We start from the raw sequence: 14,073 nt of genomic DNA, 5'->3' as shown, positions 1-14,073 counted from the left end.
ATCGTAAGCCGCCTGTGCCCGCTTCACCACGGCAGGATCGTCCGGCGGCGTCTCCAATACACGCCCTTTGTATAGCGGTTGGCGGTGTGTCATCGAATGGGATGAGATCCAGGGGGCTCGACCCGTGGGATTCCCGCCCCGGTTGGTGTGGCGCGTCGGCCATGCGACTCCCTTTTCTCCGCCTTTCCTCCGCGAGCTTCCCTGCGGCTTCTCTGCAAGGCGGCTGTAGAGCTCATCTCATTGCGCAGCCCGGATCCGCAGCGTCACGCTCTGAACGCGAACAGTGAAAGCGGTGAAAGGCGGGGACGAGATGAAGCGGATCAACGAAACGGGAAGTGCGACGACCGCCGCCCGGCGGCTGGCCGATGCCCGGCGAGGCGACGCCGCGTACGAGGCCGCAGTCGGGCCCGGCGCCCGGCACGAGCGCCGCGGTGGGCCGGAAGGCGGCGGCCCCGCCGCCATGCGCGAGAATGGCGCCATGAGTCTGTTCCGCGACGACGGCATCGTGCTGCGCACCCAGAAGCTGGGTGAGGCGGACCGGATCATCACGCTGCTCACCCGGAGTCACGGCCGGGTCCGTGCGGTGGCGCGTGGGGTGCGGCGGACGAAGTCGAAGTTCGGGGCGCGGCTGGAGCCGTTCTCGCACGTCGATGTGCAGTTCTATGCGCGCGGCAGCGAGCTGATCGGGCGCGGGCTGCCGCTGTGCACGCAGAGCGAGACGATCGCGGCGTACGGCGGCGGGATCGTCACGGACTACGCCCGCTACACGGCCGGCACGGCCATGCTGGAGACCGCCGAGCGCTTCACCGACCACGAGGGCGAGCCCGCCGTACAGCAGTATCTGCTGCTGGTCGGCGGGCTGCGGACGCTGTCCCGCGGCGAGCACGCGCCGCATCTGGTGCTGGACGCCTTCCTGCTGCGCTCGCTCGCCGTCAACGGCTATGCGCCGAGTTTCGACAGCTGCGCACGGTGCGGGATGCCCGGTCCCAACCGGTTCTTCTCCGTGGGGGCGGGCGGGGTGACCTGCGGTGACTGCCGGGTGCCGGGGAGCGTCGTACCCTCCTCTGAGGCCATCGGGCTCCTCAGCGCGCTGCTGACCGGCGACTGGGAGACCGCGGACGCCTGCGAGGCCCGTCATGCCCGGGAGGGCAGCGGGCTCGTCACGGCGTATCTGCACTGGCATCTGGAGCGGGGCCTGCGTTCCCTCCGGTACGTAGAGAAATAGCGAACACCACCCTCAAGACGCATACACCCCTCAAAACACATACGCCCCTCAAGGCAAAAACGCCCTCAAGACACATAGGAGACGTGGGCCGCATGGCACGACGCGGGATTCTGGGCCGTAATCGACGTGAGTACGTGACGCCCGAGCCGCACCCTTCCGGTGCGCGGCCGCCGAAGATCCCCGGTGAGCTCGTCCCGAACCATGTGGCGGTCGTCATGGACGGCAACGGCCGGTGGGCCAAGGAGCGCGGGCTGCCGCGCACCGAGGGCCACAAGGTCGGCGAGGGTGTCGTCCTGGACGTCCTCAAGGGCTGCATCGAAATGGGCGTGAAGAACCTTTCGCTGTACGCCTTCTCGACGGAGAACTGGAAGCGGTCGCCCGACGAGGTGAAGTTCCTGATGAACTTCAACCGCGATGTGATCCGGCGGCGCCGGGACGAAATGGACGCGCTGGGCATTCGCATCCGGTGGGTCGGCCGGATGCCGAAGCTGTGGAAGTCGGTCGTGCAGGAGCTCCAGATCGCCCAGGAGCAGACCAAGAACAATGACGCCATGACGCTGTATTTCTGCGTGAATTACGGCGGGCGGGCCGAGATCGCCGATGCGGCGGCGGCCATCGCGGCGGATGTGCGGGCCGGAAAGCTGGACCCGTCGAAGGTGAACGAGAAGACCGTCGCGAAGTACATGTACTACCCGGACATGCCGGATGTGGATCTCTTCGTCCGGCCGTCCGGTGAGCAGCGGACCTCGAATTACCTGATCTGGCAGAGCGCGTATGCCGAGATGGTCTTCCAGGACATTCTGTGGCCGGATTTCGACCGCCGGAACCTGTGGCAGGCGTGCCTGGAGTACGCGAAGCGGGACCGCAGGTTCGGCGGCGCGCAGCTGGCGGAGGGCGAAACCGCGACGTAGGGGCGGCGGACAGACGCCCAAGGGCCGCCTCCGGTCGTCGGAGGCGGCCCTTCGCGCTGGCGTGTGCGTGCTGTCTGCCGCTACTGCTTCTCGGCGGCCCGCTCGGCGCACTCCCCGCAGGTCCCGAAGATCTCGATGGTGTGCGCGACGTCCCGGAAGCCGTGCTCCGCGGCGATCTGGTCGGCCCACTTCTCCACCGCGGGGCCCTCGACCTCGACGGCCTTGCCGCAGGCCCGGCACACCAGATGGTGGTGGTGATCGTCGGTGCTGCACCGGCGGTAGACGGCCTCGCCCTCGCTGGTGCGCAGTACGTCGACCTCACCGGCGTCGGCGAGGGACTGCAGCGTCCGGTAGACGGTGGTCAGCCCGACCGAGTCGCCCTTGTGCTTGAGCATGTCGTGCAGCTCCTGCGCACTGCGGAACTCGTCGACCTCGTCGAGTGCGGCCGACACCGCGGTCCGCTGCCGCGTCGACCGGCCGCGTACCGGAGATCCCGCGCTCGTCGCCACCGTTGCCTCCCTAGGACGTCAGGACTTCCCCCTGCACGTGCGTCCCGCCATTGTGCCAGGTGATGGCCGGACCAACGGGGGGACGCTTACGCGTACGCCGCTGTGTTCACGCTACCTGCCGACACCTGCCTGCCCGCGCTCATCCGGCCACGCTCACATCGTCCGGGGCGGCGCGGCCGCCGGGTACCTCCAGGGTGCACCCCTCGGAGCCCTCCGCGGCAGCCCTGACGCGCTTTTTCGCGAGCGGCGCGGCGAGCGCCGTGAAGAGCACGAACAGTCCGATGGCGAACAGCACGATCGTGGCGCCGGAGGGCACGTCCACGTAGTACGAGGTGGCGGTGCCCGTAAGGGTGACCGCGACACCGATCGCGACGGCCACCGCGAAGGTGAGCGCGAAGCTGCGGCTGATCTGCTGGGCGGCCGCGACCGGGATCACCATCAGGGCGCTGACCAGCAGCAGTCCGACGACCCGCATGGCGACGGTGACGGTGACCGCGGCGGTGACGGCGACCAGCAGATTGAGCAGCCGCACCGGCAGTCCGGTCACCCGGGCGAACTCCTCGTCCTGGCAGACGGCGAACAGCTGGCGGCGCAGGCCGATCGTGATCGCCAGCACCAGGGCGGCCAGGATGTAGATCGTCGTCATGTCCTGGGGCGAGACGGTGGTGATCGAGCCGAAGAGGTAGGTGCCGAGGTTGGCGTTGGAGCCGGCGTCGGAGAGGTTCATCAGCATCACGCCGCCCGCCATGCCGCCGTAGAACAGCATGGCCAGCGCGAGGTCACCGCGGGTCTTGCCGTACCAGCGGATCAGCTCCATGACGACGGAGCCGGCGATGGCCACGGCGGTGGCCACCCACACCGGGCTGGTGTTGAGCAGGAAGCCGAGGCCGACGCCGGTGAGCGCGACATGGCCGATGCCGTCGCCCATCAGGGCCTGGCGGCGCTGGACGAGGTAGATGCCGATGGCGGGGGCGGTGACGCCGACGATCAGGGCGGCGATCAGGGCCCGTTGCATAAAGGCGTAGTCGAGGATTTCCATCAGCTCAGCAGCCCCGTCCGGATCGGTTCCGCCGCCGCATCGGCGTGCGGGTGGACATGGTCATGGCCGGGCAGCGCATGCTGGCCCACGGCCTCGGGCGGCGGGCCGTCGTGGACCACGCAGCCGTCGCGCAGCACCACCGCGCGGTCGATCAGCGGCTCCAGCGGGCCCAGCTCGTGCAGCACGAGCAGGACGGTGGTGCCGCGGCCGACCTGTTCGCGCAGTGCGGAGGCGAGCACTTCCTGGCTGGCCAGGTCGACGCCTGCCATCGGCTCGTCCATGATCAGCAGGTCCGGTTCGCCGGCCAGCGCGCGGGCGATCAGCACCCGCTGGTGCTGTCCGCCGGAGAGCGCGTTGACGGAGTCCTTGGCGCGGTCCGCCATGCCGACCAGTTCCAGGGCGTGGTGCACCGCGGCGCGGTCGGCCTTGCGCAGGATCCCCAGCTTCGTACGGGCGAGCCGGCCGGCCGTGACGACCTCGCCGACGGTGGCGGGGACGCCGCCGGCCGCCGTGGTGCGCTGCGGTACGTACCCGATCCGGGCCCAGGCCCGAAAGCGCCGGAACGGCGTGCCGAAGAGGGCCAGCTCGCCGCCGGTGAGCGGGACCTGGCCGATCACCGAGCGGACGGCGGTGGACTTGCCGGAGCCGTTGGCGCCGAGCAGTGCGACGACCTCGCCGGTGTGCACCGTCAGGTCGACGCCGCGCAGCACGGGCCGGGCGCCCAGGGAGGCGGTGGCCCCGCGCAGGTCGATGACCGGCTGGCCGGGCGACTGGTTCATGGTGACCTCCGTCACGTGTGGTGCGGTCTCCGTCACTTGCCGGCGTCCGTCACTTGCTCCGGTGTCCGCCGTTCGTCGGGTGTCCGTGGCTCGTCCGGTGTCCGTCACTTGCTGCCGAGCGCCTTCTGGAGCGCGGCGAGGTTGGCGCGCTGCACCCCGAAGTAGTCCCTGCCGCGGGACTTGCCGTTGATCCCCTCGAGCGGGTCGAGGACGTCGGTCTTCAGGTGCAGGTCGCCGGCCAGGGCCTTGGCGGTGGCCGGGTTGGCGATGGTCTCGAAGAAGACGGTCGAGACGTGGTGCGCGGCGGCGAGGGTGTGCAGGTCCTTGATGCGGTGGGCGCTGGGCTCGGACTCGGGGTCGAGGCCGCTGATGGCCTCCTCGGTCAGGCCGTAGCGCTCGGCGAGGTAGCCGAAGGCCGCGTGGGTGGTGAGGAAGGTGTCCGAGGACCGCTTCTTCAGCCCGGCCCGGAACTCCTGGTCCAGCCCGTCCAGCTTCTTCACCAGCGCGTCGGTGTTCTTCTGGTAGGCGGCCCGGTGGTCCGGGTCGGCCTTGGCGAGGGTCTTGTTCACGCCCTTGGCGACCTCGGCGTACTTCACGGGGTCCAGCCAGATGTGCGGGTCGGCGCCGCCCTCGGCCTCGGAGTGCGAGTGGTTGTCGCCGGTGGTGTGGTGGTGGCCGTCGACCTCGGTGCCGTGCTTTTCGAGGGAGGTGAGCGCGGCGGCGTCGGCGACGTGCTGGTTGCCGGACTGCGCGACGGCGTCGTCCACGGCGGGCTGCAGGCCCTTGAGGTAGACGATCGCGCCGGAGTCGCCGAGCTGACCGGTCTGCTTCGGGGTGAGCTCAAGATCGTGCGGCTCGACGCCCGGCTTGGTGAGGTCGGTCACCTCGACGTGCTTCCCGCCGATCTGCTGGGCGAGGAATTCCATGGGGTAGAAGGACGCTGTCACCCGCAGCCTGCCGTCCTCGGTGCGGGCCCCGCCGGCGGGGGAGCAGGCGGAGAGGGCCAGCAGGCCGAGCACCGAGACTCCGGCGAGGGCCGCGGTGGATATGTGACGGCGTATGTTCATGACACTCATTTTCAACAAAGTTGGAAACGATTGTCAACAACAGGTGCATGGGTGTGAGCGGGGCGACAACGGGGCCGGAACCGATTTGATCCAGAGGGTGCGGCCGCCGGTACCCTGAACTATTCGCCCACCCGTCTCCCGGCCTGCACCCCCCAGCGAGACGTTCGGGCGCCGCCCATCCATCGTTCGTCGTCGTAATGAAGAGAGCACCGTGGCCGCCGACAAGATCGATACCATCGTCAGCCTGAGCAAGCGCCGTGGCTTCGTCTACCCCTGCAGTGAGATCTACGGCGGCTCCCGCGCTGCCTGGGACTACGGTCCGCTGGGCGTCGAGCTCAAGGAGAACATCAAGCGCCAGTGGTGGCGCGCCATGGTCACCTCCCGCGAAGACGTGGTCGGTATCGACTCGTCGGTGATCCTGGCCCCCGAGGTGTGGCAGGCGTCCGGCCACGTCGCCACCTTCACCGACCCGCTCACCGAGTGCACCTCCTGCCACAAGCGCTTCCGCGCCGACCACCTGGAAGAGGCGTACGAGGCCAAGCACGGCAGGCTTCCGGCGAACGGCCTCGCCGACGTGAACTGCCCGCACTGCGGCAACAAGGGCGGCTTCACCGAGCCCAAGCAGTTCTCCGGCCTGCTCTCCACCCACCTCGGCCCCTCGCAGGACACCGCCTCGGTCGCCTACCTGCGCCCCGAGACCGCGCAGGGCATCTTCACCAACTTCGCCCAGGTGCAGCAGACGTCGCGCAAGAAGCCGCCGTTCGGCATCGCGCAGATGGGCAAGTCCTTCCGCAACGAGATCACGCCCGGCAACTTCATCTTCCGGACCCGCGAGTTCGAGCAGATGGAGATGGAGTTCTTCGTCAAGCCGGGCGAGGACGAGAAGTGGCAGGAGTACTGGATGGCCGAGCGGTGGAACTGGTACCGCGACCTGGGCATCCGCGAGGAGAACATCCGCTGGTACGAGCACCCGGCGGAGAAGCTTTCGCACTACTCCAAGCGCACCGCCGACATCGAGTACCGCTTCAACTTCGGCGGCACCGAGTTCTCCGAGCTGGAGGGCGTGGCCAACCGCACCGACTTCGACCTGTCCTCGCACGCCAAGGCGTCCGGCCAGGACCTCTCGTACTTCGACCAGGAGGCCGGCGAGCGCTGGACTCCGTACGTCATCGAGCCGGCGGCCGGTGTGAACCGCGCGATGCTCGCCTTCATGCTCGACGCGTACATCGAGGACGAGGCGCCCAACGCCAAGGGCAAGATGGAGAAGCGCACCGTCATGCAGCTCGACCCGCGCCTGGCGCCGGTCAAGGTCGCGGTGCTGCCGCTGTCCCGTAACCCGCAGCTGTCGCCCAAGGCGAAGGGGCTGGCCACGGACCTGCGCAAGAACTGGAACATCGAGTTCGACGACGCGGGCGCGATCGGCCGCCGCTACCGCCGCCAGGACGAGATCGGCACGCCGTTCTGCGTCACGGTCGACTTCGACACTCTCGACGACAATGCGGTGACCGTGCGCGAGCGCGACACCATGAAGCAGGAGCGGGTCAGCCTGGACCAGATCCAGGCCTACCTGGGCGCGCGGCTGCTCGGCTGCTAGTCCCTCACGGGGCGGGCCGCTTTTCGCGGGGCTGCGCCCCTGCGCGTGACCTCAAGCGCCGGCCGGGCTCGGATTCTTCCGGGGCCGGCCGGCGCTTTTGTGCTCTCACGTCCGCCGCGACGTGAGCCAGGCGCACAGGCCCGCCAGGGGGAGTTCCGCCCCGACGGCCATGGCGAGGGCGGTGGCCAGCTCCGTGCCGGGGGCCGCGGTGGCCAGGTCGAGGCAGGCGTCGGCGAGGAGCAGGACCGCCGCGGCGGCCGCGGGCGCGCGGTGGCGCGAGTCACCGCGCAGCAGCCGGGTGCCGGCGGTGAGGAGGGCGGCAGCCTCCAGGGCGTCCAGGACGACCCAGGCGGCGGCCTCGGCGGGCGGGAGGGTGCCGGCGAGATAGCCGAGCCAGGGGAGGAGGGCGAGCCCGGCGCCGGTCAGGATCCTGCCCTGCAGGCGGCGCGCCGCGGTGAGCCGTACGGGGCCGCCGGCGCCGCCGACGGCCGGGCAACTGCCGCTCTTGAACGGGGCGTTGAAGGCGGTCAGAGTCATGGAAAGGGTCGCTTTCGAAAGTCGTGAACCCGGCCCTCGGGCTCGTGATCAACACTCCGGTTTTCGCGGGCCACCGTCAGTAACGTCGCTGTCCGACTTGGGGTGGCACCAGCTACACCCCCGATGCGGACCCTGCTGTCATGGCCGCCGGGCGAACCCGCCCCCTACGGTTGGATCATGACCGTCCCGCCCCGGCTGCGCCGGGCTCTCGTCCGTATGCGGCGTGACATCGCCTTCATAGCCGCCGGGATGACCCTGCATCTCATCCCGCTGGCGCTGCACGTCTGGGTGGTGATGCTGGCCCTCGGCACCGCACTCGACCCGGACCCCGGGACGCCGGTGGTGCTGGCGTTCACGCTTCCCCTGCTGGTCGTCGCGGGCTGGGGGCTGACCGAGCCGCAGCGCCGGCGGTTCCGGGCGCTGTGCGGGGTGGAGCTGCCACGGCTGCGGTTCAAGGAGCTCAAGCGGCAGTTCGGCTACAACTTGCTGATCGGCCCGCTGTTCGGGGTGCTGGAATTCCTGCTGCTGGCACTGCTCTTGGCGGCGCTGGTGGCGTCGTCGGTCCTGGTGTGGGTCTGGGCGGTGTCGTGGCGGTGGCGGGCCGGCCACCCCGGCTACCTCACCACGGCCTCCTTCCTCACCGTGCTGGGTCTGGTGGCGCTCGCCGCGGTCCCGGCGCTGGCCGTCGGACTCGTCCGGCTGGAGATCCTGGCCGGGCAGGCGCTGCTGGGCGTGAGCCGGTCCGACCAGCTGGCGCGCCGGGTCGAGGACCTGACCGAGAGCCGGGCCGGTGCCGTGGACGCCGCGGATGCCGAACGGCGGCGTATCGAGCGGGATCTGCACGACGGCGCGCAGCAGCGGCTGGTGTCGCTGGCGTTGAATCTGGGGCTGGCCAAGGCCACGCTCACGGATCTGCCACCGGAGGCGCGGGAGGTCATCGACGCCGCGCACCGCGAGGCGAAGGACGCGATCGAGGAGCTCAACAGCCTGGTGCGCGGGCTGCATCCGGCCGTTCTGGACGAGCTGGGGCTGGACGCCGCGCTGTCCGGACTCGCGGCCCGCGCCCCGCTGCCCGTCCGGCTGCGGGTGGACCTGCCGCCCGGCCTGCCGCAGCGCGCGGCACCGGCCGTCGAGACGGTCGCCTACTTCGTCGTCTCCGAGGCGCTGACGAATATCGCCAAGCACGCACGGGAGGCGACCCGGGCGGACGTGACGGTCACCCGGCTCGGCGGGATACTGCGGGTGGTGATCGCCGACGACGGTGTGGGCGGCGCCGATCCGTCCAAGGGGAGCGGTCTGAAGGGGCTCGCCCAGCGTGTGCGGTCCGTGGACGGAACTTTCCGGATGAGCAGCCCCGTGGGGGGCCCGACCGTGATGAACGTGGAGCTGCCGTGCCCGATGTGAGGCGTGCCGTGATCGCCGAGGACTCCGTGCTGCTGCGGATCGGGCTGGTCAAGGTGGTGGAGATGGCCGGGTTCGAGGTGGCGGCCGAGGCGGGGGACGCGCAGGAGCTGCTGGCGGCGGTCGAGGAACACCGGCCCGGCCTCGCGGTGGTGGACGTCCGGATGCCACCCGGCTTCACCGACGAGGGTGTGCGTGCCGCACTGTCGATACGTCAGAAGTATCCGCAGACAGCGGTGTTGATGCTCTCCCAGTACGTCGAGGAGCGCTACGCGGCCGATCTCCTCGCGACGAACACCAGCGGCGTCGGCTATCTGCTCAAACAACGGGTCGCGGATGTCGAGGAATTCATCGAGGCGCTGCGGAGGGTGGCGGCCGGCGGGACGGCGCTGGACCCGCAGGTCGTCGCCCAGTTGCTGGTGCGGCGGTCCAGCGATCCACTGGAGCGGCTGACGGCCCGCGAACGGGACGTGCTCGCCCTGATGGCCGAGGGCCGCTCCAACGCGGGCATCGCCGCACAGCTCGTGGTGAGCGAGAGCGCGGTGGCCAAGCACATCAACAACATCCTCGCCAAACTGGACCTGCCCAGAGCGGACGCCGATCACCGCCGGGTGCTGGCGGTGCTGCGCTTCCTCGGGGTGGGCGGTTAGGGAGACATCCCCTGGGGGCGGCGAACGTCCGGTAGTTGCGTGCGGTGGGGCATCTAGTAGGTGAGCGAGGCGAACCAGTTGCCCCGGCCCTGGCGGGTGAGGTCGAGCAGGTGCCATACCGGGCTGAGCAGGTCGATGCCTCGCTGGTCGATGTCGTCGGACATCCGCGGGTGCACCGAGTAGACGTGGCGGACCGACCCGGTGTCGTCGCGGGTGAACACGGACACCGTCGAGTCCTGGTTGCCCTCGGCGTCCTCGCTGCCCAGGTCGTATTTGAAGGTGCCGGCCCCGGCGCTGAGCAGACGCAGATTCGTCCACTTCCGGTCCCGGGCGTGCGCGCGGAGCGCGGGCAGGCCGGCCGCGGCGACGATCGCGAGGTCGAGGTTCTGCGCGAGGTGGCGGGCCACGCCGTTGAATCCGTCGAGCCACATCGTGCACATGGGGCACGGCTCGGTCTGCTTCTTGCCGTACATGAGGTGGTAGACGACCAGGTCACGCCCGGACCGGGTGAAGAGTTCACTCAGCCGCACGGTCCGTGCCGGCGCGTCACCGGCCTCCAGATCAGCAGGGCCCTCCTCGAACACATAGTCATCGACGGCCGGGCCCAGCGGCAGTCGCCGGCGCAGGTCGGCGACGCGTTCACGATGGCGCATCAGCTCGATCTCGGCTTGCCGCAGCTCCTCGCGGGCGCTGACGTAGTCGGCCGTCTCCCCGGTGAGATTGGTCTGGCGCATCGCTACCCCTGGCTCAGCGGCTGTCTGGTTCTGGTGGGCACCCTCTGCTCCGGCGCCTCCGGCTCACCAAACGTATGTCTGCGCACCGGTTCACGAGGCTGCGAAACGACAAGGACCGGGGCGGTGCACTCCTACGGATCAACCGAGGTCCACCGGGCGCGGCCTCGCTGCGGGTGGGTGGGCGCGGCGCCTGGCGGGTGGACGTGGCGGCCTCGTGGGCGGGCGCGGGGTCTCGTGGGCGGGCGCGGCGCCTGGCGGGCGGGTGCGGTCCGGCCCTGGGCGGTGGCTGTCCGGAGCGGCCATTGCCTCGACCCGTCGTGATCAGTAAGGTCATCCGGGTGACTACCGGGTCGGCCATGGGCCATGCACGAGTGGGGTCCCCGGCCTCGGCGTGAGCGCGAGGCGGGCCAGAGCCCCGCCCCCTTCTTCGAGTCTTTCGCCTGGCGCCCCTGCGCGGCGCCTCCTTTCCAGCGGATCCCAAGACCGGAGACACCCACCCCTTATGCCGCACGAGCTGAACGAACCGCACGAGCTGAACGAGCTGAACGAAGCAACCGAGCAGCAGTACCCGCAGGAATCCGAGCCGCCGACGACTTCCGTGCAGCTGAACCACACCGCCGTGTACGCCAGGGACCGGCAGCTGTCGGCCGAGTTCCTGGCCGTGATACTGGGGTTGACGGTCGGCGCTCCCTTCGGGCCGTTCCTTCCCGTGGACCTCGGCAACGGCGTGACGCTCGACTACTACGAGAAGCGTGACGAGCCGGTCCAGTCACAGCACTACGCCTTTCTCGTGCCTGACGAGCAGTTCGACCACATGATCGCCCGTCTGGAAGCGGTCGGGGTCACCTACTTCGCCGACCCAAGCCACACCGAACCCGGCCGGATCAACCGCCTGTTCGGCGGCCGCGGTGCGTACTTCGCCGACCCGGACGGCCACAACATGGAGATCATGACCCGGCCGTACCTCCGGCCCTAGGGGGAGACACCCCCTAGCTCGAAGAGGTACGGGAATCCTCTTGCTGAGCCAGGCCTGGGCCTGGCCCGGTCACCTCAGGAAAATGCGTTGCCCGGGTGTGGGGCGGCGGGGGAGGCTTCCGGCATGTCTGACCATCAGTCGAGTGGTTCGCAGGGGGTGGCCTCCCTCTTTTCCCGGGGGCGGCTGACGGCGATCCCGCGGAAGGCGGCCCGCCGCGAGCAGTTGCTCGTACATCTCGCGGGGACGCTGTTCGAGCGGGACCGGGAATACAGCGAGCGCGAGGTCAACGAGGCGCTGCTGACGGTGCACGAAGACTGCTCGGCGCTGCGCCGCTACCTCGTCGTGGCGGGCTTGCTGGCCCGGCCCAAGGATGGCAGCAGCTATCGGAGGGCCGGGTAGCACCTCTCCCGCCGGGCCGGGTATCCCGGGGGCGCCTGCCATTGCGTCCCCGGGCCCTTGCAGACAGGTGACAGGTCCTCCGACAGGCTCTCCGACAGGTCCTCGCGGGCCCCGAAGCGGCGGCCGGTGTCGATAGGGTCGTTCCACGTACGGATCCGGAGGAGCAATGAGAGCCCTGCAGACCGTCACGCTCCTGGTCGCGACCCTCGGCGCGGGCCTGATGGCCGGCCTGTTCGCCGCCTTCGCCTATGCCGTGATGCCCGGCCTCGGCCGGTCCGCCGACCGCACCTTCGTGCAGGCCATGCAGAACATCAACCGGGCGATCATCAACGGCTGGTTCCTGCTTCCCTTTCTGCTGCCGGTCCCCCTGCTTGTCCTCGCCACGGTCCTGGCCTGGAGCGGGCCCGGGCAGGTGGCCCTGCCCTGGATCCTCGCGGCGCTGGTGCTGTATTTGGCGGGCTTCTTCGTGACCGGCGGTGTCAACGTCCCGCTCAACAAACAGCTCGACAACCAACTCGACCACGTGCCGGACGACGCTCTCGACCACGCGGCGTCGGAGGGGAGCCCTCCTGGTGCCCCGGCCGGCCGCCCCGGTGCGCTCAAGGCCGCGCGGGAGAGCTTCGAGGGGCGGTGGGTCACCTGGAACATCGTGCGCGCCCTCGCCCACACCGCCGCCTTCGGCACGCTCACCTGGGCCCTCTTCCTGCACGGCACGGCCGGCACGGGGTGAGGTAGCCGCCCGAGGGCCGTGCCTTTGGACAGTCGACGGGCACCAGCAGGCGGGCCCCACCCTCTTGCGGCACGCCTGGCGGCGCGGCCTCATGCCCTTGCCCTGACCCTTGCCTTTGCCGTGGTGCTTGATCAACTGCCGGCGCGTCCACCGTGGCGCCCGCGCCGCCCGGATCATCCCGCGCCGACCGGCGGTAAGTTCGGGCCTTATGACTTGGCTGCCTGACGACTTCGTCCACCCCGTCCACGTGCCCGTGCCCGGCACCACGGTTCACCTGCGGCCGATCCGGGAGGCGGATACCGCGCTCGACTACCCCGCCGTGATGGGCTCCCGCGAACGCTTGTGGGAGATCTTCGGCCCGGCCTGGGGCTGGCCCGCGGAGACGATGACCTATGAAGCGGACCGCATCGACTTGCTGCGGCACGAGAAGGAGATAGCCGCGCACCAGTCGTTCAACTACGCGCTGTTGGACGAGGAGGAGACGGCGATCCTCGGGTGCGTCTACATCGACCCGCCCGAGCGCACCGGTTCCGACGGAGAAGTCTCCTGGTGGGTGGTGGACCACCTCGTCGGCAGCGAGGTGGAGCGCGCGCTCGACGCGTTGGTGCCGCAGTGGATCGCCGCCGACTGGCCCTTCCAGCAGCCTCGTTACCTGGGCCGCGACATCACCTGGCAGGACTGGCTCGCGCTGCCGCCCGCCTCGTGACACGCCCGAGGCGGGAGCGGCTGAACCCACTGATCCCACAGACAGGCGCTAGCCGCGCAGGCCTCGGAGGACCAGGTCGCGGACGGCCTCGAAGTCGGCGGTGATCCCGGGGCGGGACCACTCGGGGGCGTAGCACGGGTCGTGGAAGCGGCCGGTGGCGTCGAAGACGGCGCGGGCGGTGGTGGCGGGGGAGGGGGTGTGGAAGGTGCCCTGGCTGACGCCGGCTTCGATGATGGTGGTGAGCTGGGCTTCCAGATCGGTGACGTGCCGGTCGACCACGCCGCCGCTCTCGCCGATCAACGTCATGTAGGTGGCGAAGAGTTCGGGATCGTCACCGGCCTTGTGCCGCTTGGCCTCGAACAGGGCGGTCAGCCAGCGGTCCAGCCGCTCCGGAGCCGGCCCTTCCGTCGCGACGATGACCGAGAGTTCCTTGCTCGTACGGTCCAGCCAGCGCTCCGTGACCGCCTCCCGCAGCGCCGCCTTCGTACGGAAGTGGCGGTAGACGCTGCCATGGCTGACGCCCAGGGCGCGCGCCACATCGACGACCGTGGCCTTGGCCGGGCCGTAACGGCGCAGTACCTCCTCGGTGGCTTCGAGGATGCGCTCAGGTGTCAACGTCTCGGGCGGCATGGGGCGGTCGGCCTTTCGGGAGGGGCGGGGTGGGGCGGGCTGGGCCTGCGAGCGGTCCCGGTGGCGCACCAGGTGGGTGCGCCGGTTCCGGCACCTGCGCCGGTCCGTAGGTGCTTGGGTACCTCGGATCCGCGGGCCCCTACGGATCCGTGCGCCGGGTCCTTAGGGACGGTACCTGTCCCTGCC

Annotated in this window: 16 protein-coding genes; 9 read left to right on the top strand and 7 right to left on the bottom strand. The window is 70.1% G+C overall.

The window, feature by feature from the left end; translation table 11 throughout:
* The first annotated feature begins 478 nt into the window (after positions 1-478).
* Positions 479-1,225, top strand: coding sequence for a DNA repair protein RecO (gene recO, locus CFW40_RS10785; protein WP_088802038.1), 747 nt, complete (start codon positions 479-481; stop codon positions 1,223-1,225).
* Positions 1,226-1,317: 92 nt separating this feature from the next.
* A complete protein-coding gene (locus CFW40_RS10780) occupies positions 1,318-2,136 on the top strand; it encodes an isoprenyl transferase (protein ID WP_088797581.1) in 819 nt (272 codons plus the stop codon).
* A gap of 80 nt (positions 2,137-2,216) precedes the next feature.
* Here the strand turns inward: CFW40_RS10780 and CFW40_RS10775 are convergent, their stop codons facing one another.
* From CFW40_RS10775 to CFW40_RS10760, 4 genes are all read right to left on the bottom strand, one after another.
* Positions 2,217-2,645: a Fur family transcriptional regulator gene (locus tag CFW40_RS10775; RefSeq protein ID WP_088797580.1), complete on the bottom strand. Its 429-nt coding sequence runs from the start codon at positions 2,643-2,645 to the stop codon at positions 2,217-2,219.
* Between the two features lie 139 nt (positions 2,646-2,784).
* On the bottom strand, positions 2,785-3,684 hold the full coding sequence (locus CFW40_RS10770) for a metal ABC transporter permease (protein ID WP_088797579.1): 900 nt from the start codon (positions 3,682-3,684) through the stop codon (positions 2,785-2,787).
* On the bottom strand, positions 3,684-4,463 hold the full coding sequence (locus CFW40_RS10765) for a metal ABC transporter ATP-binding protein (RefSeq protein WP_088802037.1): 780 nt from the start codon (positions 4,461-4,463) through the stop codon (positions 3,684-3,686). Before CFW40_RS10765 ends, CFW40_RS10770 begins: the two co-directional genes overlap by 1 nt.
* Before the next feature lie 104 nt (positions 4,464-4,567).
* Entirely contained in the window at positions 4,568-5,530 is a 963-nt protein-coding gene (locus CFW40_RS10760) for a metal ABC transporter substrate-binding protein (RefSeq protein ID WP_088797578.1), read from the bottom strand.
* A gap of 211 nt (positions 5,531-5,741) precedes the next feature.
* Here CFW40_RS10760 and CFW40_RS10755 point away from each other — a divergent pair, with 211 nt between their 5' ends.
* Positions 5,742-7,124, top strand: coding sequence for a glycine--tRNA ligase (locus CFW40_RS10755; protein ID WP_088797577.1), 1,383 nt, complete (start codon positions 5,742-5,744; stop codon positions 7,122-7,124).
* Positions 7,125-7,229: 105 nt separating this feature from the next.
* On the opposite strand, the gene CFW40_RS10750 is transcribed toward CFW40_RS10755, so the two are convergent.
* Entirely contained in the window at positions 7,230-7,661 is a 432-nt protein-coding gene (locus CFW40_RS10750; RefSeq protein WP_088797576.1) for a hypothetical protein, read from the bottom strand.
* A gap of 177 nt (positions 7,662-7,838) precedes the next feature.
* Here CFW40_RS10750 and CFW40_RS10745 point away from each other — a divergent pair, with 177 nt between their 5' ends.
* Both CFW40_RS10745 and CFW40_RS10740 read left to right on the top strand, forming a co-directional pair.
* Positions 7,839-9,065, top strand: a complete 1,227-nt coding sequence (locus CFW40_RS10745; RefSeq protein ID WP_088802035.1) for a sensor histidine kinase — start codon at positions 7,839-7,841, stop codon at positions 9,063-9,065.
* An 8-nt stretch (positions 9,066-9,073) separates the two neighbouring features.
* Positions 9,074-9,712, top strand: coding sequence for a response regulator transcription factor (locus CFW40_RS10740; protein ID WP_088802034.1), 639 nt, complete (start codon positions 9,074-9,076; stop codon positions 9,710-9,712).
* A gap of 53 nt (positions 9,713-9,765) precedes the next feature.
* On the opposite strand, the gene CFW40_RS10735 is transcribed toward CFW40_RS10740, so the two are convergent.
* On the bottom strand, positions 9,766-10,446 hold the full coding sequence (locus tag CFW40_RS10735; RefSeq protein ID WP_088797575.1) for a DUF899 family protein: 681 nt from the start codon (positions 10,444-10,446) through the stop codon (positions 9,766-9,768).
* Between the two features lie 502 nt (positions 10,447-10,948).
* Between CFW40_RS10735 and CFW40_RS10730 the strand changes: the two genes are divergently transcribed.
* The 4 genes from CFW40_RS10730 to CFW40_RS10710 all read left to right on the top strand — a co-directional run bounded on the left by CFW40_RS10730 (position 10,949) and on the right by CFW40_RS10710 (position 13,257).
* Positions 10,949-11,422: a VOC family protein gene (locus tag CFW40_RS10730; RefSeq protein WP_256331514.1), complete on the top strand. Its 474-nt coding sequence runs from the start codon at positions 10,949-10,951 to the stop codon at positions 11,420-11,422.
* Between the two features lie 123 nt (positions 11,423-11,545).
* Complete coding sequence (locus tag CFW40_RS10725; RefSeq protein WP_088797574.1) at positions 11,546-11,821, top strand: DUF2087 domain-containing protein; 276 nt, start codon at positions 11,546-11,548, stop codon at positions 11,819-11,821.
* 166 nt (positions 11,822-11,987) lie between these two features.
* The gene (locus tag CFW40_RS10715) at positions 11,988-12,551 is read left to right on the top strand and encodes a DUF1772 domain-containing protein (protein WP_088797572.1); all 564 of its coding nucleotides are present in this window, start codon (positions 11,988-11,990) and stop codon (positions 12,549-12,551) included.
* Positions 12,552-12,759: 208 nt separating this feature from the next.
* Positions 12,760-13,257, top strand: coding sequence for a GNAT family N-acetyltransferase (locus CFW40_RS10710; RefSeq protein WP_088797571.1), 498 nt, complete (start codon positions 12,760-12,762; stop codon positions 13,255-13,257).
* A 48-nt stretch (positions 13,258-13,305) separates the two neighbouring features.
* Here the strand turns inward: CFW40_RS10710 and CFW40_RS10705 are convergent, their stop codons facing one another.
* Positions 13,306-13,887, bottom strand: a complete 582-nt coding sequence (locus tag CFW40_RS10705; RefSeq protein WP_088797570.1) for a TetR family transcriptional regulator — start codon at positions 13,885-13,887, stop codon at positions 13,306-13,308.
* Positions 13,888-14,073: the final 186 nt, after the last annotated feature.

The organism is Streptomyces sp. 2114.4, assembly GCF_900187385.1.
Classification (GTDB): domain Bacteria; phylum Actinomycetota; class Actinomycetes; order Streptomycetales; family Streptomycetaceae; genus Streptomyces; species Streptomyces mooreae.
The sequence above is the reverse complement of the archived record's forward strand: the minus strand, read 5'-3'. Positions and strand labels throughout refer to the sequence as shown.

Excerpts from the sequence above, each read along its gene's own strand:
- CFW40_RS10705 (WP_088797570.1), bottom strand. The coding sequence starts at position 13,887 with ATGCCGCCCGAGACGTTGACACCTGAGCGCATCCTCGAAGCCACCGAG.
- CFW40_RS10780 (WP_088797581.1), top strand. The coding sequence starts at position 1,318 with ATGGCACGACGCGGGATTCTGGGCCGTAATCGACGTGAGTACGTGACG.
- CFW40_RS10770 (WP_088797579.1), bottom strand. The coding sequence starts at position 3,684 with ATGGAAATCCTCGACTACGCCTTTATGCAACGGGCCCTGATCGCCGCC.
- CFW40_RS10710 (WP_088797571.1), top strand. The coding sequence starts at position 12,760 with ATGACTTGGCTGCCTGACGACTTCGTCCACCCCGTCCACGTGCCCGTG.
- CFW40_RS10735 (WP_088797575.1), bottom strand. The coding sequence starts at position 10,446 with ATGCGCCAGACCAATCTCACCGGGGAGACGGCCGACTACGTCAGCGCC.
- CFW40_RS10760 (WP_088797578.1), bottom strand. The coding sequence starts at position 5,530 with ATGAACATACGCCGTCACATATCCACCGCGGCCCTCGCCGGAGTCTCG.
- CFW40_RS10725 (WP_088797574.1), top strand. The coding sequence starts at position 11,546 with ATGTCTGACCATCAGTCGAGTGGTTCGCAGGGGGTGGCCTCCCTCTTT.
- recO (WP_088802038.1), top strand. The coding sequence starts at position 479 with ATGAGTCTGTTCCGCGACGACGGCATCGTGCTGCGCACCCAGAAGCTG.
- CFW40_RS10765 (WP_088802037.1), bottom strand. The coding sequence starts at position 4,463 with ATGAACCAGTCGCCCGGCCAGCCGGTCATCGACCTGCGCGGGGCCACC.
- CFW40_RS10745 (WP_088802035.1), top strand. The coding sequence starts at position 7,839 with ATGACCGTCCCGCCCCGGCTGCGCCGGGCTCTCGTCCGTATGCGGCGT.
- CFW40_RS10750 (WP_088797576.1), bottom strand. The coding sequence starts at position 7,661 with ATGACTCTGACCGCCTTCAACGCCCCGTTCAAGAGCGGCAGTTGCCCG.
- CFW40_RS10715 (WP_088797572.1), top strand. The coding sequence starts at position 11,988 with ATGAGAGCCCTGCAGACCGTCACGCTCCTGGTCGCGACCCTCGGCGCG.
- CFW40_RS10730 (WP_256331514.1), top strand. The coding sequence starts at position 10,949 with ATGCCGCACGAGCTGAACGAACCGCACGAGCTGAACGAGCTGAACGAA.